The sequence below is a fragment of the Streptosporangium sp. LJ11 genome (assembly GCF_051918945.1).
In the GTDB taxonomy this organism is placed as follows: Bacteria; Actinomycetota; Actinomycetes; order Streptosporangiales; family Streptosporangiaceae; genus Streptosporangium.
In genome coordinates, this window is the sequence record NZ_JBPXMB010000014.1 from 36,810 (window position 1) to 55,626 (window position 18,817).

Genomic DNA, 18,817 nt, shown 5'->3' on the forward strand with positions numbered 1-18,817 from the left:
ACCCGGAAGGCCCTCCTTCCCGTGTCGGCCCGTGACGACATGTCCATCGGTTCCACAGCCCGAGGAAAGGCCGGCACATGAAAATCGTCCTCGACGACCTCTCCGGTCCGGAGATCGCCGGGTTTCTCGACGAGCACGTCCAGGAGATGCGATCCACCACGCCCCTGGAGAGCAAGCACGCCCTTGACCTGGACGGGCTTCGCAGGCCCGAGATCACGTTCTGGTCGGTCATGGACGGTGACAGCCTGGTGGGCTGCGGTGCGATCAAGAGGCTGGACACGGACCACGCCGAGGTGAAGTCGATGCGCACCGCGCCGGCGCGCAAGCGGAGCGGGACCGCGTCCCTGCTGCTGGAGCACATCATCATCGAGGCGAGACGCATGGGGTTCACCCGGCTGAGCCTCGAGACCGGCGCGACCGAGTTCTTCCTGCCCGCCCGGAAGCTGTACGAGAAGTTCGGGTTCGATTACTGCGAACCGTTCGCGGATTACCGGCCCGACCCGTACAGCGTGTTCATGACGAAGACGCTTTGAAAGATCTTGATCTACGGGACCCGACGACTGCCCGGTGACGGCTGTGAAACCCGTCCCGTCCTGTCCGAGTCGCCGAGGGCGGAACCGCGCGGGCGCGGGCTCATGCACGCACGGATCGCGATAAGCGCGAAGACCCGGGGTTGTCACAGGATCCAGAAAGCGTGAAGAAAACCCTCAGGGTGCGAAATCGCCGAAGTCGCATCAAGAAGGAAGTCATATTAAGAAGGGAGCCAGGACGGCCACCAGGGCGGTTCGCAGTCACCTGTGATCCCTTCGGTGGCCACGTCGTAAACGATCATAACCGTTGGCCCGACGATCGAGACCATGGCGGCCAGAAGCATCAGAGTCGCCTTCAGCCGGTCGTGTTTCGCGAACCAGGGCAGGCGGGCGAGCAGAATGACCGGCAGCGAGGCGAGCAGGAAGACACCGGAAAGGACGGGAAAGACAACGAACCGGCTCGCCGCCCACATCAAGCCGGCCAAACTCTCTCCGGCACTTGAATCACCAAGACAGTAACCTTGCGTCCTGGCCACCAGCGCGATGTCCAGACAGGTTCCCGATGTCGCGCACGCCAACGCGATAAACGCCGATATCCCACAGCCCGTGGCCCAGAGCACATCACTCGCCCCCGGGGCGTCTCGCTCAGTCACGGCGCAATCAAAACAGACGCCCATGCTCGTTGAGCGCAGGGAATGTGAGGATACGGTGCAGATCCCCCTCAGCCGTCTCTCACGAATGTTCTGCGCGCCTGGCCGGGCACGAGTCCGAGAAGCCGACCTGCCGAGCCTCACCTGGGCGACGCCCGCACTCCACGGAGGCGACCGGGTTTCCGGCATCCGCATATCCCGTCCGGGAAGGGGTGAATCACGCCTCGCGACGTGAGAGGCAGAGTCCTCCCGCCCCCGGTGCCGCGACCATATGGAACGCCAGGACCGCCGCGGTCGCGGGAGACGACAGCAGGTACGCCGACTCGGCACCCGGCCCGCGCCGGCGAGCCCGCAGGCGACTCACCGGCCGCCACCACTCGGTCTCACGATGTGAAAACGCTTCGTCCCCGCCCTATAACCTTACAGGTTACGGAATACGGACCCTCGTCACAGGATGTCCCTGCACCCGGAAGAAACGAACGGGCCGAAGGAATGACGAACCGAAGCCCGCCGGTGCGGAATGGCCATTCACCACCCATCACCGAACCCCAAAGGGAAGCGATCTTGGTGACGAAACGACGTACGATCAGCGTGCTGCTGGCGACGGCCGCGGCCGCGGCGATGAGCATTGCCACCCCGGCCCAAGCCAACGCCCTCGCGTGGGAATGCGCGTCGGGATATTCCTGCTACTACGACAGCGCCAACGGAGTGAACAGGATCTGGATCGCGCCCAGCGGCGGCAAGTGCTTCGACCTGGGGACGATGGGCCTCAACGACCGGGTCTCCTCCGTTTACAACAGGGGCAACGGAGCGGTCCATCTCTACAACTGGCTGGGCTACTGGGACTATCTGGAGTCGGTCCCCAGGGGCTCGACAAGAAACCTGGGCTCGGCCAGCAACAACAAGGTGGACCGGGTCTGCGTCGACGCCTAGTGTCCTGCGCCGGAAACTCACCGGCGATGTCGGGCCAGTGATTCGAGGATCCCTTCGGCGGTCTCCCACGCGAACGGCCGAGGGTTGTCATTCCACTGGCTGATCCAGGCGCGGACGTCCTTTTCCAGGGCTTCGACGCTCTTGTGGGCTCCGCGCCTGATCAGCTGATCGGTGTCGACGCGTCACCCGCCGACGCCGCGAGCAACGAGCCGTCGCCGCCGGCGGCCGCTCCATCGGCTGGCGGCCTCTCTCCACTCCGCCACCCGCTCCCTCGGCGGGTGGCTTCTCTCCACCCCGGCGCCCGCCCCATCGACCTCGGCCCCGGCCGTTGCGACAATCGCCTTGGCCCCGGACGCGGGAAACGCAACCACGTCCGCCGGCTCGAGGCTCTCGGCTACCGGATCGCCCCGGAATCCACAGCCTGATCGGCTTGATCAACCTGGCCATCGTCTCGAGCCGGGCGAGCTGCTCATCGTCCAGGGGCGGCGGCGTCTCGCCGTCCCTGGCAGGCGTCGCATGGTCGACGAAGACCTGCTCGGGCCCGGGCGGAGTGAACATGAAGAGCATCCTCACGGCGTGCATGCGCTTGTTCTGGAAGCTGTGGCGGAGGCCCCGCGGAACGTGGACGCAGTCGCCCGCGACGGCGGTGAACCGGTGGTCGCCGTCCAGGAACTCCAGCTCGCCGTCGAGCATGTAGAAGGTCTCCTCCTGCTCGGGGTGGGCCACCCCACCGTCCCGCCCCAGGTCGAGTACGACCTCACCGACGCCGGGCGGGAAGCTGCCGGCCATCATCGGCCGGGTCGCGCGCTGGACCGACAAGCACCTCGAGGCCATCCACAACGCCCGGGCGGCATGCCGTGGCCGATGAGCAGGCATTTTTTGACAGATTGAAACTGGATGTCTAATGTCCAGGTTGTGCGAACGGGCAAGGGTGTCGAGTGGGCGATGCATACGCTGCTCAATCTGGCATGGCTGGGGGACGGCGAGCCGGTGGCGACCGCGCAGCTGGCCGCCGGTCACAACCTGTCGGCGTCCTACCTGAACAAGCAGCTTCAGCAACTGGTCAAGGGGGGCCTGCTGGAGTCCGTTCCAGGTGCGCGGGGCGGCTTTCGCCTGGCCCGCCCCCTGGCGGCGGTGTCGGTGCTGGATGTGGTCCTCGCCGTTGAGGGGGATGCGCCGCTCTTCCGCTGCACCGAGATCCGCCGGTGCGGCACCATCGGTGAGCGATGCCCCGAGGCCGGATTTGCCCAGCCGTGTGCGGTGAAGACCGCCATGGGGCGAGCCGAAGCAGCCTGGCGGCAGACACTGGCCGAGCAGAGTCTCGCCGACGTGCAGGCCGCGGCCGAAGAACACGCTCCCACCGTGGGGGCACATGTTCGCCAGGCGCTCGGGCACGACTGACCCTTTTCCCACGCGACGTGATCGCGCGATCTTTTCGGAGGTTGATCTGGATAAAATATATCTAGATTGTTGACGGTGGATTCGCCGGCGTGCGACGCCATCAAGGAACATGTCGCCGACCCTGGGCGAGCAGAAGGGCGCGGGTCAGCACTTACGTCGAGGACTCCGGCCGATCGCCGCCTCTCTGGAAAAACCGTCCAGCCTTTGAAGATATCGCCGTCCGACACCGGTGACATATCCCTCAACGACATCCCTGACTGCCGGCGGCGCGCGCCAGAGCCGTGATCAGCCGGCGGAGCGGAGGCCGAAGTGGCCGCCGTGACGCAGATGACCGGCAAGAACCGTCGCTCGCAGCAGGGGACGGCGCATCGGGCCGGGCCCTGTCCGGCAATCAGCACCACAGCCGCGCACAGGACACGGCTGTGAATCAAGAGAGAAACCGCACGGCGGCGGCATGTGCCGCGCCGCCGATCGCAATCACCTGTCGAACCGGTGACGCACGGCGTGCGATTCACCGACGTCAAGAAAGATGGACCCCAGATGGACCTGAAACTCGAACTCATCGTGCTGCCCGTATCCGACGTCGACCGGGCCAAGGCCTTCTACGAGGCGGCGGGATTCCGTCTGGATCTCGACAAGGCCGTCAGTGAGAACTGGCGCGCGGTGCACTTCACACCGCCGGGCTCCGAGTGCTCGATCATATTCGGCGAGGGGATCACCTCCGCCGCGCCCGGCTCGGTCCAGGGCCTCTACCTCGTCGTCTCCGACATCCAGGAGGCCCGCACCGAGCTCGTCGGCCGCGGCATCGAGGTGAGCGAGATCTTCCACGATGCCGGAGGGCTCTTCTACCACGGCCACGACGGCGGAGAGGTCGCCCACCAGATCGAGGGCCAGGGGCCGATGGCCGGCCCGCACCCCGACCATGCCGACTACGGTTCCTACGCCACCTTCAGCGACCCGGACGGCAATGGCTGGGTGCTCCAGGAGGTCAAGAAGCGGGCCCCCGGCCGCTGACACCACGCCGGCCCTCCAACGCCGCCAAGGGTCGTGACCAGTCCAGATGGCGCCGTGGAACACACTGAACCGCGCCGGGACCGATGGGGGCCCCGGTGTGCCCGGCCACGAACACGGCGCGGTTCAGCCGGCCCGCCGGGGACGCGCTCCCTCACGCCTGGCTCTCACAGCTGCGAGTGCGGGCCGGCACGCCTCCATGAGCAGGGCGGATCCAACCGATCGCCCTGCGCAGGCATCGGGTCAACGCGATATCCATGAAACGCGTCCGGCGGTGACGGCTCGCCGGCCGTACGTGGTCTTCCCTGGCCTCCTGGAAGGAGGATGTAGTTTCTGCCCATGACGCGGAGCTTGTCCGGGATCAGGAAATTTCCGGTGTTGGTCCTGGCGTGCTTGGTGGGCTGCACCTCCACACCTCGAGCCGTGTGGCCCACCGCGGCGACCCCGCAGGTCACGGCGAGCGCCGCACAAAGCCGCTATGGCCCCTTCTCCGGACAGCCGCTCGGCCCCGGTAGCGGGATTCGTCTGCTCGTCGGCGGCGACGGCCCGGCCGGCCTGGTCCCGGCGATACTGAGCGTCGACACCGGCGCCTCGACGCCCGTCACGGGCCTGCCGGATCCGGACCCGCGCCTCACCCTCTCGACCTTCGTCCACGGCAGGCACACCGTGATCGTGGTGAGCGGACCGGCGGTCGACCAAGGACGGCTGTACCTGCTCAAGGGCGCCGAGGCGCGCAAGCTGGCCACCGGCTGGTACGCGTTCCCCACCTTCGACGACTCCGGCTTCTGGATCACGGACCGGCCGGTCCACGACGGTCCGTGCACCGTGCGGAAGCAGGCCGAGGACGGGAAGGTCCTACGCCGTCCCCGCTGGAGCCACTGCGGTGCGTTACCTTTCCTTGACACCCCGTACGGCCTGCACGCCAAACACAGGGACGAGTCGATCCTCCTGACCCATGACAGCCTGCGGAAGACCGGCAGATACCCCCAGATCATCGCGGCGACGTCCCAGGAATTGCTGGTGAAGCAGCGAGACGGGAACCTCGCCCTGGTGACCCCCGGCACCGAGGAGGAGCGGCCGGTCGGCAGGCCGACCGGAGCGGGCGAGATCAAGGACGGCGAGGTCAGCCCCGACGGCAGGTACATCGCCGTCCCGTTCCTCTCCCCCACCACGGGGGCCCACGAACATCTCGACGTCTGGGTGCTGGACACGAAGACCCTGCGATGGGCGCACCTGCCGTCGACGCCCGTGCCCGTCGACGTCAAGACCCGCAGGATGCGCTGGACACCGAACGGGCGGCTGGTGCTCGCGGGCGCCTTCGTCACGACCACGGCCGCCTATCCGCAGGAGAGCGACCACACCAGCATGATCGCCACCTGGAGGCCCGGCGAGCAGGCGCTGTCCATCAGGCGACTCCCCCTGAACTGGCAGACCAACCTGGAGATCATCATCCCGTAGGGAACGGGGCCGGTTCCTCACCGGGCGGCGCGCCTCCCGGCGACCCTGACCGGGCGCGCAAACAGCCCCGGCGGTCGGGGCTGAGCCGGCGGTTTAAAGGTCAAAGGCGTCTCGTGCGTCGCGTGGTGCGGTGATCTGGGCTCTTCCGCCTCACCGGACATGGCGAGCAGGGATCGTTCCGTGTATGTTCCGGATCTTCATGAGGGAGGTCGTTCACCGGCAGGGTCCAAGAGGACGTCTCACGCCTGGTCGGCCACCGGAACACGGTGGCCACCGAGACCGTCCGCGGGAAGCCGATCCGGCCAGTGCTCAAAGACGCGTCCGGGATCGGAGACGTGCGGGTCTCAGCTGTCTAGCGTTGCTTGAGGCGGAGTGCCTCTTTGCGGACCTCGACCTGGAGGGCCTGCTCACGCTCCAGCCACGCCGGGTTCTCCGCTTTCAGCGCATCGATCTCAGCGGTGGTGAGCGGTCCGGTGATCCCACCTCTGAGCAGGCCCGCAACGGAGACCCTGAGCTTCGCGGCGATGACCTGCTTGGAGTGCGGGCCGTTGCGGCGCAGGTCGACGAGCCAGGCGGGTGGCGTCGACTGCAACTCGTTCAGCTCGTCCCTGGAGACGACACCCGCCTGGAACTCGGCGGGAGTGGCCGAGAGGGGGACACCCAGCTTCTTGGCCGCGGTCGCGGGCTTCATCGTCTGGATGGTCTTCGGTTTGGACGAGGTCATGGCGTCAAGAATAGTCAGCCGGAACAGGTTCCCTCGTCATCGGTACCCTGAGGAAGTGACTGATGCAGAGACCGGCAGGACGTTCCGACTGGCTTACGTGCCCGGGGTGACACCCGCGAAATGGGTCAACGTCTGGACCGAGAGAATGCCCGGCGTGCCGGTTACCCTGGTCGCGGTTCCCGCCGCCGAGGCGGTGGGGCTCCTGCGGAACGGCGGCGCCGACGCCGGATTCGTCAGGCTGCCGGTCGACCGGGACGGGCTCAGCGTGATTCCTCTCTACCTGGAGACCACGGTGGTCGTGGTTCCCAAGGACCACGCGGTGACCGCCGCCGACGAGGTGTCCGTCGCCGACCTTGCCGACGAAGAGGTGTTCCATCCTCTGGACGACAGCATCGAGTGGACGGTCCGGCCCGGACTGCCCGCGTTCACCCGCCCGGCCACGACGGAGGACGCGGTCGAGCTGGTGGCGGCCGGCACCGGGATTCTCCTGGTCCCGCTGTCGCTGGCGCGCCTCCACCACCGCAGGGACCTCACCTACCGGCCGGTGCCGGACGCGCCGCAGTCTCAGATCGCGCTGACCTGGCCCACGGACGCGACCACTGACCTGGTGGAAGATTTCATCGGCATCGTCCGCGGCCGGACGGTGAACAGCTCGCGGGGTCGTACCCCCGCCGCCCCCGCGACCCCTGCGACCCCTGCGATCCCTGTGCGGAAACCGGCACAGCGGCAAGCGCAAAAACCCGCGCAGAACGGCTCCGGCCGCCGGGCCGTGCCGGCCGGCCGTAAGAGGAAGGGCAACCGGCCTCGGTGACCCCGCCCTGCCGATCTGTCGCTGATCATGCTGCTTCGTCTTACGGAAAACCGTGAGCAACACGATCGTCCTATCCGGAGCACATCGGTACGCCACCCGAGACGTGCTGCTCGCCCTCCGGCGATATCGGTTCGGATCGCACACCAGAGTTCGATGTGCGATCCTCACCGACCCCGCGGGGCGGGACGGAGGAGCCGGGGAGGGTTCTGCTCTGCGCGAAGCCGGCAGAACTCGAACGCGCCGTCTACCTATGGTGAGGCATGGCCTCCTCTGTCCCGCCGCTGCGTCCGGCGATCGATCGGACCGATCCCAAGCCGTCCTCGGCTCGCGAGCCGCTGTGGCGGCACGCGCTCGGTGAGTGTCTCAGAGGTCTTCGTCACGAGCGGGGCGAGAAGTTGAGTGAGACGGCGCGGCGCGCCGGCGTCTCGCCGCAGTATCTCTCCGAGATGGAACGAGGCCTCAAAGAGCCGTCGAGCGAAATGATCGCTGCGGTCGCCGGCGCGCTGGATGTCACCCTGGTCGATCTGACCCTTGCCGTTGCCGAGAGCTTGCGGCCTGCTCAGAGCAGCACGTCCAGAGGGGCCACCTGCTCGGCGGCATATGCTCTGGCCGCGTAGCGTGGCCTGCCGGGATCATCCGCGAGCCTATGAACGCTCCTCGATGATCTCGTCGAGGAGCCCGTACTCCAAGGCCGCGGTCGCGGTGAACACGCGATCGTGATCGGTGTCGGCGCGTAGGGTCTCGATGGTCTGGCCCGTGTGCCGTGACAGTATGCGCTCGATGTCCGCTCGGACACGTACGACCTCGTCGGCTTGCAAGATGAGATCGGGGATCGTTCCGCGCCCCTGAGCAGCCGGTTGGTGCAGGATCACTCGTGCGTGCGGGAGAGCGGCACGTTTTCCTTCGGCGCCCGCGGCGAGAAGGACGGCACCCACCGCGATGGCCTGTCCAACGCAGGTTGTCTCAACCCGCGGGCGGATATAGCGCATGGTGTCGTATATCGCGAGCATTGCGCTCGGATCCCCGCCTTCACAGTTGATATAGAACTGTATGGCACCATCGGGGTTGTCTGACTCCAGGAAAATAAGCTGTGCGACGAGCGCGTTCGCGACGCCCGCATCAATTGCGGTTCCCAGATAGACGATTCGCTCGGTGAGCAGGTGCGAGTAGACATCCATGATCCGCTCGCCACGAGGATTCCGGGCGATGACATTGGGGATCGTGTATGTGGTCACTGGCCGACTCCTTCGGTGACGCCGAATCCGGGCCGCGGGCGATCGTGTGGCGCGATTTCGGTGAAGCTCTGGACGATTGCGTCTATGAAGCCGTAGTCCAGTGCCTCTTGCGCCGTGTACCAGCGGTCATGCAGAGAGTCCTCGAATATGCGCTCTACGGACTGACCCGTGTCCTCGGCGATAAGACCGAGCACCGTGTCGCGAGTATGCCGAAGATCGTCGGCCTGCAGTTCGATGTCGACCGCGGTGCCGCCGATTCCGGCGGAGCCTTGGTGCATCAGGACACGTGCGTGCGGCAGGGCGCGGCGCTTCCCTCGGGCACCCGATGACAGCAAGAACTGCCCGGCGCTGTAGGCGATGCCCAGCACGAGGGTCGATACGTCACAGGGAATGAGTCGAATGATGTCACGGATCGCAAGCATCGATGGAACCGAGCCGCCCGGGGAGTGAATCCACAATGCGATATCGGTCGACGCATCCTGCGTGGCGAGTGCTATCAATTGCGTGGCGAGCAACGTCCCGTTGTCATCATCGAGAGGGCCGTCGAGAACGAGAACACGCCGCTCGTAAAGCTGATGTCTCACCCGCGCGTTGAACAGTGGAAGTTTCGATTCTTCGCCCATGCGTCCATCATGTGGGGCGATCCGGATCAGCGTCGACACGATCCGCCTGGGGCAGATCTGCTCTGAGCAGAGAGAACTCGGTTTCCGGCCCGGTTGATAGCCTCCCTTCCCCTTTTTCTCGCCCTTCGCCGTCTCCGCCACCCCCTCCCTCCGCCCGGCAGGTATTCCCGCTTCCCTGCTGCGAACCCCGTCCTGCTTCATCGTCATCGTCCGGCGCAGAGCGCCTTTCTTCCCTCCGCCGTACCGCTTCCCTCGCTCCTCCGGCCTGAGACGGCACCTCCACCGCGTCAGTGGTGGCTTGAGGCGGAGGCCGTGAATGTCATCTTCGGGGGTTAATCACTCACGCCCCATTCCGAAGATCGGATACGGGGCGTTCCGGCCGGTGGGCACTACTGGGTTCGAACCAGTGACATCTCGCCTTCAAGGCGATCCGAGCAGGGGCGTGACCAGGGCGGATACCGACCCTGGCCTGGGCGTACAATCCACGACCGTCCACCGGCGTCCGCCCCCGTCCGGGGTCGTTGTCACCCAGTTGGTCACTCAGATATGAAACGCGGCCAGACGGCGCGGCGGCAACGCGAAAGCCCGCAAGGGAGAGAAGAACACCGGACCTGCGGCATCCATCGTGGGCACGATCACCCCGTACGTCGACCGCGAGGCGTATCGAGCACCATGGCCGAGTCGCCGAAGTCAGCCACGATCTTGAGCTGCTCCCCGAGCGCCGTCACGTAAGCGGCCAGGGTGGCCACTTCGCTGATCACTCCGCTCTCGATCTGTGAGACGCGGGCCTGTGACACGCCCATCTCCTGAGCGACATCCTCCTGCCGTAGACCGATCTTGCGTCTGGCTTCAGGATCCGCCCAGCGCACCTACAGGCACGGAGGCGTTGGACGAAGCCCTCGGAGGAGATCGCGGACCCCGGCCCCCCGCGTTCGCTCAGTCTTCGCCGTAATAGGCGCGCAGCTCGCGGCGTGCCTGGCGACGGCTGCGGCGGCGCTCCTCGCGGCGGAAGTAGTTCCACTCCCGGCTCCCGTCACTGCCGCCGTAACAGCACCAGAAGTAGATACTGGCGCGCCAGTGACAGCCGCCCGTACGGTGATCCAAATCCACGCTGTCGGCGGTGATCTCGTCGGGCAGGGTGCACGGCCCGAACCGATGATCATGCACGGCACGACAGGTCACCATCGGCGCGTCGGCGATTCGCACCCACCAGGGCCGGGTCTTGTCGGTCTTGCTCATACGGTCACCTTTCGGCTCCGTGACGCCCCGGGCTGGGGCTGTCACAAGACCGGATGCACCGTGATCACCTCCGACTTCGCACCAGAAATATCCGGATCACAAGCGACATCGCCGCTCAAAGATCCTGATGTCCACACTACCGAGAGCCGCGGAAGCACGCGCGTGACCAGACCGGCCCTTCCAGGTGATCCGACCATGGCCCGCCAGGCTCGGCCCCCTTTTCACGCGGCCCGGGAACATCACGTCAGCTCCGGTGAGGGTGAAGTGGCAGTGTCGGTCCGTGGTTCACGGAACTCCGGTCACCATGCGCGCCCTTGGCAGGCAGCGATCCACATTCGGCCGGCTCCAAGATCGTGATGAAAGTTTCAGGTGCTTTTATCGTCGGCATTCTGCGCCGACACACCATAGGACGCGTATATGCCCGGAGCGAGTCGCCGAAAGTTTTACACGGATCTTGACACGTTTCGGAGATGTTTCCACACTAAGTCCCCGGAGCGGTTTCCACTGCCGGGTGGTGATGCAGGGGCCGCCGATCACGACGCCCTCGTGGTACGCGTTCCGGTGCCGGGACGAGGAGGCGAGCGGTGCGGTGCGGAGCCGCCGTACCGAAGACCACTCGGAGATGGCCGTCACGTGCTGATCCCGATGAGGGGCTCACCCGAAGAGAAGGAACACCACAGTGCGACGACGTGTGAGTGAGACTCCGGCGCCTCGTGCCGCCAGGAGAGTCCGATCAGTGCCCGGGCCGCGGGACGGGTGGGTGAAGCGTGCGATGGCCGCGGCGCTCGTCGTCCTTGGGCTGCTCGCGGTGACCGTCGCGACTCGGCCGGCATCGGCCGCCGACAATCCCTATCAGCGAGGTCCCGACCCTACTTTGGCCAGTGTGGCCGCCACCAGGGGGAGCTTCGCCACCGCGCAGATCAGCGTGCCGCCCGGGAACGGCTTCGGCGGCGGGGTGATCTATTATCCGACGGACACCGGCCAGGGGACTTTCGGCGCGGTCGCGATCGTGCCCGGCTATTCCGCCCTGTTCGCCGACGAAGAGGCCTGGATGGGCCCCTGGCTCGCCTCCTTCGGCTTCGTCGTCATCGGAATCGAGACCAACAGCCGCACCGACGGCGCCGACCCCCGAGCGACCCAGTTGCTCGCCGCGCTGGACTATCTCACCCAGCGGAGTCCGGTACGCGACCGCGTCGACTCCAGCCGGTTGTCGGTGGTCGGCCACTCCGCGGGTGGCGCCGGCGCCCTCATCGCGGCGCTCCGGCGCCCCTCGCTGAAGGCCGCGGTCGGGCTCGCACCCGGCTCGCCCACGGGGAACTTGAACCTGGCCGGTGACCAGGTGCCCACGATGTTCATCTCCGGGCAGAGGGACACGGTGGTCACGCCGTCCTACCTCAACGGGTTGTACAGCACTCTCCCGGCCACGGCACAGAGCGCCTGGGTGGAGATAACCGGCGTGGACCACCTGTTCGCGACGAGGGCGAACACGACCGAGATGCGGACGCTGATCCCGTGGCTGAAGATCTTCGTTGACAACGACACCCGGTACACCCAGTTCCTGTGCCCGTTGATGGACTCCACCGGCATCTCGATGTACCGCAGCAAGTGCCCATACGTGCCGCCAGGCGACCCGTCGCCCTCGCCTTCGGTCACCCCGTCACCTTCGCCTTCGGTCACCCCCTCGCCCTCCCCGTCTGCGGGCGCCTGCACCGCGAGCTACCGCACCACGAACTCGTGGCCGGGCGGCTATCAGGGCGAGGTCACGGTGCGGGCAGGCGGCTCGGCGGTCAGCGGATGGACCGTCAGATGGACGCCGGGCAACGGCCAGACGGTCAGCCAGGTGTGGAACGGCACGCTGGCCGCCGACGGCCTCGCGGTAACGGTGACGAACGCCTCTTACAACGGCTCGATCCCGGCGTCCGGCACGACCACCTTCGGCTTCCTGGCCGGCGGTACTCCGTCGACCCCCTCCCTCACCTGCAGCAGCCGCCCGTGACACCCGTCCGGCACGCCGTGGCCACCAGCCGTCAGATGCCACCGCCCCCTCCCTCCCGGCGTCGCCGGGCCATCTCTCCACGACAGAAGCCCCGCCTGCGGCACGACGGCCGTCGTACGAGACCCGGCACTACCTGGGTGAGATTCCTGCACGCCGGATGAGCCGGATGACAGCGGAATGGCACAGGTGCGCGCTCACACGGCTCGATCACCTAAGCGAGGTGTGACTGAACGATGCGGCAGAGAAGGCTGGATCGAAAGATAAGCCCTTGACCTATTAACGCAGGTCAAGGGCTTGTGGTGGGCACTATTGGGTTCGAACCAGTGACATCTCGCTTGTAAGGCAACCCAGGAGGGGGCGAGACCATGCCTGATACCCGCCCTCACCTGCGGATACAGTCCACGGTGGTCTACCGACGTCCAGCCTCGTCCATGGTCGTTGTCACTCAGTTGGTCACCCAGGAAACCTCTTAGCGTGGATCCGTCCAGCTCACTTCCGGCATGGCCGACCGCGTTCTACAGCACAGGTAGGGCGTGAACTTATGGACGTGCTCATGTCTACTGATCTTTACTTATTGCCGATAATTCTCCGAGGCGGGTAGACCGACGCATTGAAGCGGTCCGGGCGCGTGGTGCGGGCCAGCCGGCGGCGGAAGTAGGCCAGGAGCGAGGGGTCGAAGGCGGTGTCGTGCAACCCGAGCCCGCAAGCGGCCTTCCATCGCAGGTCACAACGCAGTTCCTGGACGGTCTCGAAGTCCGATAAGCCATGCAGGGCCTGTAACGTGATCGCGGCCGCCAAGACCTGAGGCGGCATGCTGGGGCGACCGTTGGCCGAGGGGTACATGTCGGCGAACATCGACGCGGGAAACAGCCGATCACGGTGCTCGGCCAGGAACGCGAACACGCTCCCGGGCGGGATCAGCTCCCGGCAGGTCTGCCACACATCCGGCCCAATTGTCTCCCCGGCCCATTGCCCCATCACCACGAGACATGAGTCTGGCCCCGCCGATCACGTAGCGGAGCCAGAACCCAAGATCTTCATTGATCTTCTAGCGGCTTTCAAGACCGCTGTTGATCCCTACCAACGCTTACTCTGACCTGGCATTACGGCCAGGTTGTTTCCGAAATCCACAAGATTGATTCACGCCACGGCTGCGTCGCCTGAACAGTTCGATGCGACACGGGCTATCAAGGCCAGAGAGTCTCACATCCCTCACAAAGAGATTTACACATCCTTTGCTCGCAAATGAGACATGCGCATTTACTCGGGAATGATGCCCAGCAGCCCCTGCGATGAAAACCAATCGCGGTCGAGAAACCGCCCACTGACTCTTCCCAAAACACATAGATACTCCTCTAGCTGCCCTTCTAGTGAATTAATGTCATATCTCAGATCCTCCCAGTAAATGCGATATTCTTCCTCATCATAGATGGTTCCATCCCATACACCATCGTGGATGTAGGAGAGTTCATCGATTTCTCCAATACCGTAGATGCATGAGACATCGAAAACGCGCTGGCCGCCTAGGCTGAGGGCCTCCGGAGATGACCTAAATCCATTGAGATAAAGAACTAGGGACCAGCCGGGAGCAAGGCGGGTAATCCAAGCCCGATGCGACCCCTCGGACGTAGAACCGTAGAATTCCATAGCATCCTGAAAGTCGCACACGACTGTCGTCTCCGCTTCGATGTGCAGCCGCCGGGCCACCTCGCCGATGTCTTCGATGCTGACCCATTGGGCCATAAAGAAGTCATGGAGTCCATGTTCACGCAGGAGACTATGTTGATTTTCGGTAGGAAGGGCATTCATAGAAGATATCCAGATTCTGTACGACGACGGCGAGAGGAAGGCGGGCGAGAAGTTTAGCAACGCCACTCCTCGCCCGCCTCCTAGGACAGGTTCATCTGGCGAATCTTAAGATTCGATGAGAACCCAGAATTTAGTGCCTCGTCCTACTCGAAATTGTGTATAGAACTTTTCGAGCTCCGTCCCGTGCAAGCCGTTTTGCACGGCATTTACAGCTTTCAAGGAAAAATTCCCTTGAGCATAAGCGGCTCCTTGGAGGGTTGACGCGAACGGGTACTCGTCGCAGGAGTTGCCCATTCCCCTGGGTAGTTTATCTGGCGTGTTCGGCGCACGATACTTTTCCGGCATGTAGTATTTGCAGTAGTTTATGGTCCAGGCGTGGCGAGCACGCTCTTTCTCGCGACTCTCGTATTCAGCCTCGGTCGCCGGCGGGACCGATAGGGACGGCGGGAGAAGCCAGTGCATTTCCCTTTCCGTCCCCACATCCATATGCAGCTCTCTCTTAGAGAAATAATTTCTGTTGTGGTCATAGGTCGGGATTGTGCCTTCAGCGTCGGCCTCGGTCTTGGTTATGCCACGGGTCAGCGGCTTCCCTGCCGGGTTGTTGGCACCAGGAGCCCCCCAGTTGCCGGGGATCGCCTTGTTCTGCCCGCCTACTGGGAGATATCGGCTGGGCGGATAACTTGCATTACCCCAATTATGGCCCGGCCGAAGCGGCGGAAAAGTCTGAGAGTTGCTAGAGTTCAGCGCTTCCTCAATATGCTCGATGACCTCGATGAATCTCTTGTCCCTGGACTTGGACATAATGAACACACGCTTGGATCGAGTGTTGACACAGCCGCCGGTGTGGTCCGGGACATCATCATTACCGGCACCGAAAGTCTTCCTATCGCACCGGAAATTTGGCACCCATTTGAAATTATGGGGTTCTTCGCTGCCGTGGCGCCGCACGCCAATCGTCAGGCCGTGCTCGTCCTTGACCTCTTGGCTCCAGAGATTGAGGACCGTTATTCCGTCATCTGTATGAAGCAGAAGGCTTGGCGTGAATGAACAGATCATTGTGCTGGCGGAGGGAACTGATGCGCTGATGAGGAACGTCTCGTCAGGCCTGGAATACCATTCCGAAACATCCTTGTGCTTTGTTTCGTCATCAGGGGCACACTCGCCATTACTACCACTCCGGGCGCCGGCCAGCAGCCCTGCAGTGATGGGCAGGCCGCCCATTCTATTCCCTGAGAACTTAACCTCTCCGCCGTCACTATCATCGACAACTGCGAAGTCATCGAGACGGAGGAACATTTTTATGTTGGTTGGCTTCAGTCCGCTTCCCGCGCCGTTGACTACGCTGGTGCCGGTCTTGTCGCCTAGGTAGCTATGAATAACCCATGTGGCGCGGAAGCGAAAAGCGTCGTCGTCATCGAATAGCTCCGTAACGTCCTCCTTTACATGATCAGCAAATATCTTAAAGACGTTGCTCCTCGTGTTCGCTTTCCTCATCTTGCCTGTCTCAGGGTCGTATTCGTAGTCCTGGAGATAGAGGTAGGCGGACCAGCATGAGCTGTAGGGTAGCTCCTCGATGCGAGCGTCATATTCGGCATAGTCAGTTCCGCGCGGGCTGACCCTGCAGTCCTCTAAGCTGGAGTGCTCATAGTCAAAGGTGCCGCTGGTAGTCGCGGCCGCAGTCCGATCCGCGGCCGCTCCGACCTGGGAGGGCTGGGAGTTTTCGGCCGGTGCCCGGGACAATGTCGACGCAGCTGCCCTTTGCTCCGGTTCCGTCTGGGCCTGTAGCCCGGCCGGTGCAGGACCGCCCAGGGTGAGTTTCCAGGAGTCGATTTTTCCGGTGTCGCCGCTGGCGTTGTCGTTGACGCGGAGTTTCCAGGTGCCGTTGATCGGCTCACTGGACAGGTTGACGGTGTAGGTCTGATCGATGTTGTCCGTGTCGCCGCCGGTGTGGCTGTGCAGGGGGTAGGTGCTGCCGTCGGGTGCGACCAGGTCGACTTGGAGGTCACCGATGTAGGTGTGGGCGATATGCACCTCCACAGTGGAGGTGGTCGAGGCGTTACCGGAGTAGCCCGACATTGTGATGGGGGATTCCACCGTGGCATTGTCGGTGATGGAATAGTCGGTCCCATTGGTGCCGGTGGGATTGCCGACGGTGGTGAACGACCAGCTGTGCGGGGCCATAGTGTTGCCTGCGGCGTCCTTGGCCGCGCTCACGGCCACCGTGTACTTGGTGGCCGGGGTCCATGCCTGCGCGGGGGTGAAGGTCAGCACCTTGTTCTCGGCGTCCATCACGGCGTTACCCGCAACCGGCGCATCCGCCGGGTCCTTCACCGCAGCCTGCGCCGCCGACACTGGTTCGCTGAACGTGACCTTCACGGCGGTCGTGACCGCCACCCCAGAGGCGTCCAGACCCGGAACGGTCTCGGTCACCGTCGGCGCCGTCGTGTCCGGCGGTGCCGTCGTGAACGACCAGCTATACGGGGCCGCCATCACGTTACCAGCGGCGTCCTTGGCACCGCTTACTTCAACGGAGTACGCGGTGTTCGGAGCCAGCGGCTGGCTGGGAATGAAGGTCAGGATCCTGGCGGTGCCGTCCATCGCCGATGTCCCCGGGATCGCTGCTCCCGCCGGATCCTCCAGAGTGATCTGAGCCTCAGAGATCGGCTCCCCAAAGGTCGCGCTAACCGCCGTAGTGACCGAAACGTCCGCCGCTCCCGTGGCAGGGTTCGTCGCAGTCACCGTCGGTGCCGTCGTGTCCGGCCCGCTGGTGGTGAACGACCACGTATACGGTTCCATGACGTTTTCCGACGCGTCGATCGCTTCCGACACATCAACGGTGTACCCCATGCCGGGGTGGAGCAGCTGTGCAGGGGTGAAGGTCGCGATCTTTCCGGTGCTGTCGGTAGCGACGGCGCCCTGGACATCGGCGCCCTGCACGGTCTTCACCGCGATCACGGGTTCGCTGACTTCTTCGGTGAACGTTACTTTGATCTGAGAGTCCAGAGGGACCTCGGTGGCATCGCTGGCCGGTTCGGTCGCCAGCACCCGGTGCTAGGGTCTGTCCAGTTAACGGTGTATCTCGGTTTTGATTGGTTCTATCGGGAAGCCGGGGACAGGCGACCTTCAAAGGTGATCGCGAAGGCGTTCAGCGCGGTCTTCCACCGGGTGACCCAGCGTTTGCGGCCCTTGCCGGTGGGATCCAGGCTCATGATCGCCATGTAGACGCACTTGAGCGCGGCCTGCTCGTTCGGAAAGTGGCCACGAGCCTTGACCGCCCGACGGATGCGGGCGTTGACCGACTCGATCGCGTTGGTCGAGCAGATCACCCGGCGGATCTCGGCATCGAAGTTGAGGAAGGGCACGAACTCAGCCCAGGCGTCCTCCCACAACTTCACGATCGCCGGGTATTTGCCGCCCCAGAGCTCGGCGAACTCATAAAACCGCTCCAGCGCGGCAGCCTCGGTTGGCGCGGTGTAGATCGGCCGCATCGCTTTGGCGATGGCGTCCCAGTGCTGGCGGGCGGCGTAGCGGAAGGAGGCGCGCAGCAGGTGCACCACGCAGGTCTGCACGACGGCCAAGGGCCAGACGGTCTCGATCGCCTGCGGCAAGCCCTTGAGCCCGTCACAGACCACCATCAGCGCATCGGCCACGCCTCGGCTCTTGATCTCGGTCAGCACGTGCAGCCAGAACTTCGCGCCCTCTGCGCCATCGCCGGCCCACAGTCCCAGGATGTCGCGCTCGCCGTCGACGGTGACCGCCAACGCCACGTAGATGGGCCGGTTGGCGACCTGACCATCGCGGATTTTGACATGGATGGCATCGATGAAGATCACCGGGTAAACCGGATCCAACGGCCGGTTCTGCCACTCGGCCATCCTCTCCAGCACCTTGTCGGTGATGGTGGAAATGGTCTGCTTGGAGACCTCCGCGCCGTAGACCTCGGCCAGGTGCGCGGAGATCTCCCCGGTGGTCAGCCCCTTGGCCGACAGGGAGATGACCATCTCATCAACGCCCGACAGCCGCCGTTGGCGCTTGCGCACGATCTTCGGCTCGAAGCTGGCGTCCCGATCCCGCGGCACAGTGATCTCCACTGGGCCGACATCGGTCAGCACCGTCTTGGAGCGGGCGCCGTTGCGGGAGCTGCCTGCACCGCGACCGGCCCGATCATGCTTGTCGTAGCCGAGATGGTCGGTGATCTCACCTTCCAGCGCCGATTCCAGCACCAGTTTGGTCAGCCGGCCCAGCAGTCCGTTCTCGCCCACCAGTTCCAGCCCCTCGGCACGGGCCTGGTCGACCAGTCGGCCGACCAGCTCTCGGTCCGAGGTCTCGTCTTTCCGCGTCACCGCGGCTTCCTCCAGGTCCGTGTCTGCGGATGCCTGAATCACAGTACTCATCAG

General features: G+C 64.6%; 19 protein-coding genes. 8 read left to right on the forward strand and 11 right to left on the reverse strand.

All coding sequences use genetic code 11. The features are described from left to right. Positions 1-77 precede the first annotated feature (77 nt). Complete coding sequence (locus ACTOQ3_RS21185) at positions 78-533, forward strand: GNAT family N-acetyltransferase (RefSeq protein WP_440085079.1); 456 nt, start codon at positions 78-80, stop codon at positions 531-533. Positions 534-751: 218 nt separating this feature from the next. Here ACTOQ3_RS21185 and ACTOQ3_RS21190 read toward each other — a convergent pair whose 3' ends face one another. Then, positions 752-1,183, reverse strand: a complete 432-nt coding sequence (locus tag ACTOQ3_RS21190; RefSeq protein WP_440085080.1) for a hypothetical protein — start codon at positions 1,181-1,183, stop codon at positions 752-754. Positions 1,184-1,747: 564 nt separating this feature from the next. Here ACTOQ3_RS21190 and ACTOQ3_RS21195 point away from each other — a divergent pair. Beyond that, positions 1,748-2,113, forward strand: coding sequence for a peptidase inhibitor family I36 protein (locus ACTOQ3_RS21195; RefSeq protein ID WP_440085081.1), 366 nt, complete (start codon positions 1,748-1,750; stop codon positions 2,111-2,113). A gap of 87 nt (positions 2,114-2,200) precedes the next feature. On the opposite strand, the gene ACTOQ3_RS21200 is transcribed toward ACTOQ3_RS21195, so the two are convergent. Further along, positions 2,201-3,064, reverse strand: a complete 864-nt coding sequence (locus ACTOQ3_RS21200; RefSeq protein WP_440085082.1) for a cupin domain-containing protein — start codon at positions 3,062-3,064, stop codon at positions 2,201-2,203. On the opposite strand from ACTOQ3_RS21200, the gene ACTOQ3_RS21205 reads away from it, so the two are divergent. The 3 genes from ACTOQ3_RS21205 (at position 3,029) to ACTOQ3_RS21215 (ending at position 5,983) form a co-directional block, all read left to right on the forward strand. Beyond that, positions 3,029-3,514, forward strand: coding sequence for an RrF2 family transcriptional regulator (locus tag ACTOQ3_RS21205; protein WP_440085083.1), 486 nt, complete (start codon positions 3,029-3,031; stop codon positions 3,512-3,514). The genes ACTOQ3_RS21200 and ACTOQ3_RS21205 overlap by 36 nt on opposite strands. A gap of 540 nt (positions 3,515-4,054) precedes the next feature. After that, positions 4,055-4,528 (forward strand): VOC family protein, encoded by a 474-nt coding sequence (locus ACTOQ3_RS21210; protein ID WP_440085084.1) that lies wholly within the window; start codon positions 4,055-4,057, stop codon positions 4,526-4,528. A gap of 420 nt (positions 4,529-4,948) precedes the next feature. Beyond that, the gene (locus ACTOQ3_RS21215) at positions 4,949-5,983 is read left to right on the forward strand and encodes a hypothetical protein (protein WP_440085085.1); all 1,035 of its coding nucleotides are present in this window, start codon (positions 4,949-4,951) and stop codon (positions 5,981-5,983) included. Positions 5,984-6,335: 352 nt separating this feature from the next. Here ACTOQ3_RS21215 and ACTOQ3_RS21220 read toward each other — a convergent pair whose 3' ends face one another. Next, a complete protein-coding gene (locus tag ACTOQ3_RS21220) occupies positions 6,336-6,707 on the reverse strand; it encodes a DUF5997 family protein (protein WP_440085086.1) in 372 nt (123 codons plus the stop codon). Between the two features lie 55 nt (positions 6,708-6,762). Here ACTOQ3_RS21220 and ACTOQ3_RS21225 point away from each other — a divergent pair, with 55 nt between their 5' ends. Further along, positions 6,763-7,518 (forward strand): LysR family substrate-binding domain-containing protein, encoded by a 756-nt coding sequence (locus tag ACTOQ3_RS21225; protein ID WP_440085087.1) that lies wholly within the window; start codon positions 6,763-6,765, stop codon positions 7,516-7,518. Positions 7,519-7,778: 260 nt separating this feature from the next. Continuing rightward, complete coding sequence (locus ACTOQ3_RS21230) at positions 7,779-8,135, forward strand: helix-turn-helix domain-containing protein (protein WP_440085088.1); 357 nt, start codon at positions 7,779-7,781, stop codon at positions 8,133-8,135. Between the two features lie 27 nt (positions 8,136-8,162). On the opposite strand, the gene ACTOQ3_RS21235 is transcribed toward ACTOQ3_RS21230, so the two are convergent. From ACTOQ3_RS21235 to ACTOQ3_RS21250, 4 genes are all read right to left on the reverse strand, one after another. Beyond that, positions 8,163-8,753, reverse strand: coding sequence for a ClpP family protease (locus ACTOQ3_RS21235; protein WP_440085089.1), 591 nt, complete (start codon positions 8,751-8,753; stop codon positions 8,163-8,165). Continuing rightward, entirely contained in the window at positions 8,750-9,415 is a 666-nt protein-coding gene (locus ACTOQ3_RS21240) for a ClpP family protease (RefSeq protein WP_440085090.1), read from the reverse strand. The genes ACTOQ3_RS21235 and ACTOQ3_RS21240 overlap by 4 nt, the downstream gene beginning before the upstream one ends. A 596-nt stretch (positions 9,416-10,011) precedes the next feature. After that, positions 10,012-10,245: a helix-turn-helix domain-containing protein gene (locus ACTOQ3_RS21245; protein ID WP_440085091.1), complete on the reverse strand. Its 234-nt coding sequence runs from the start codon at positions 10,243-10,245 to the stop codon at positions 10,012-10,014. Positions 10,246-10,312: 67 nt separating this feature from the next. Next, complete coding sequence (locus tag ACTOQ3_RS21250; protein ID WP_440085092.1) at positions 10,313-10,615, reverse strand: hypothetical protein; 303 nt, start codon at positions 10,613-10,615, stop codon at positions 10,313-10,315. A gap of 760 nt (positions 10,616-11,375) precedes the next feature. Here ACTOQ3_RS21250 and ACTOQ3_RS21255 point away from each other — a divergent pair. Next, positions 11,376-12,611: a poly(ethylene terephthalate) hydrolase family protein gene (locus ACTOQ3_RS21255; protein ID WP_440085093.1), complete on the forward strand. Its 1,236-nt coding sequence runs from the start codon at positions 11,376-11,378 to the stop codon at positions 12,609-12,611. A 567-nt stretch (positions 12,612-13,178) separates the two neighbouring features. On the opposite strand, the gene ACTOQ3_RS21260 is transcribed toward ACTOQ3_RS21255, so the two are convergent. From ACTOQ3_RS21260 to ACTOQ3_RS21275, 4 genes are all read right to left on the reverse strand, one after another. Then, positions 13,179-13,589, reverse strand: a complete 411-nt coding sequence (locus tag ACTOQ3_RS21260; protein WP_440085232.1) for a transposase — start codon at positions 13,587-13,589, stop codon at positions 13,179-13,181. Between the two features lie 282 nt (positions 13,590-13,871). Then, the gene (locus ACTOQ3_RS21265; protein ID WP_440085094.1) at positions 13,872-14,486 is read right to left on the reverse strand and encodes a hypothetical protein; all 615 of its coding nucleotides are present in this window, start codon (positions 14,484-14,486) and stop codon (positions 13,872-13,874) included. A gap of 39 nt (positions 14,487-14,525) precedes the next feature. After that, entirely contained in the window at positions 14,526-17,465 is a 2,940-nt protein-coding gene (locus ACTOQ3_RS21270; RefSeq protein WP_440085095.1) for an Ig-like domain-containing protein, read from the reverse strand. Between the two features lie 50 nt (positions 17,466-17,515). Next, on the reverse strand, positions 17,516-18,814 hold the full coding sequence (locus tag ACTOQ3_RS21275; RefSeq protein ID WP_440085096.1) for an IS256 family transposase: 1,299 nt from the start codon (positions 18,812-18,814) through the stop codon (positions 17,516-17,518). Positions 18,815-18,817 lie beyond the last annotated feature (3 nt).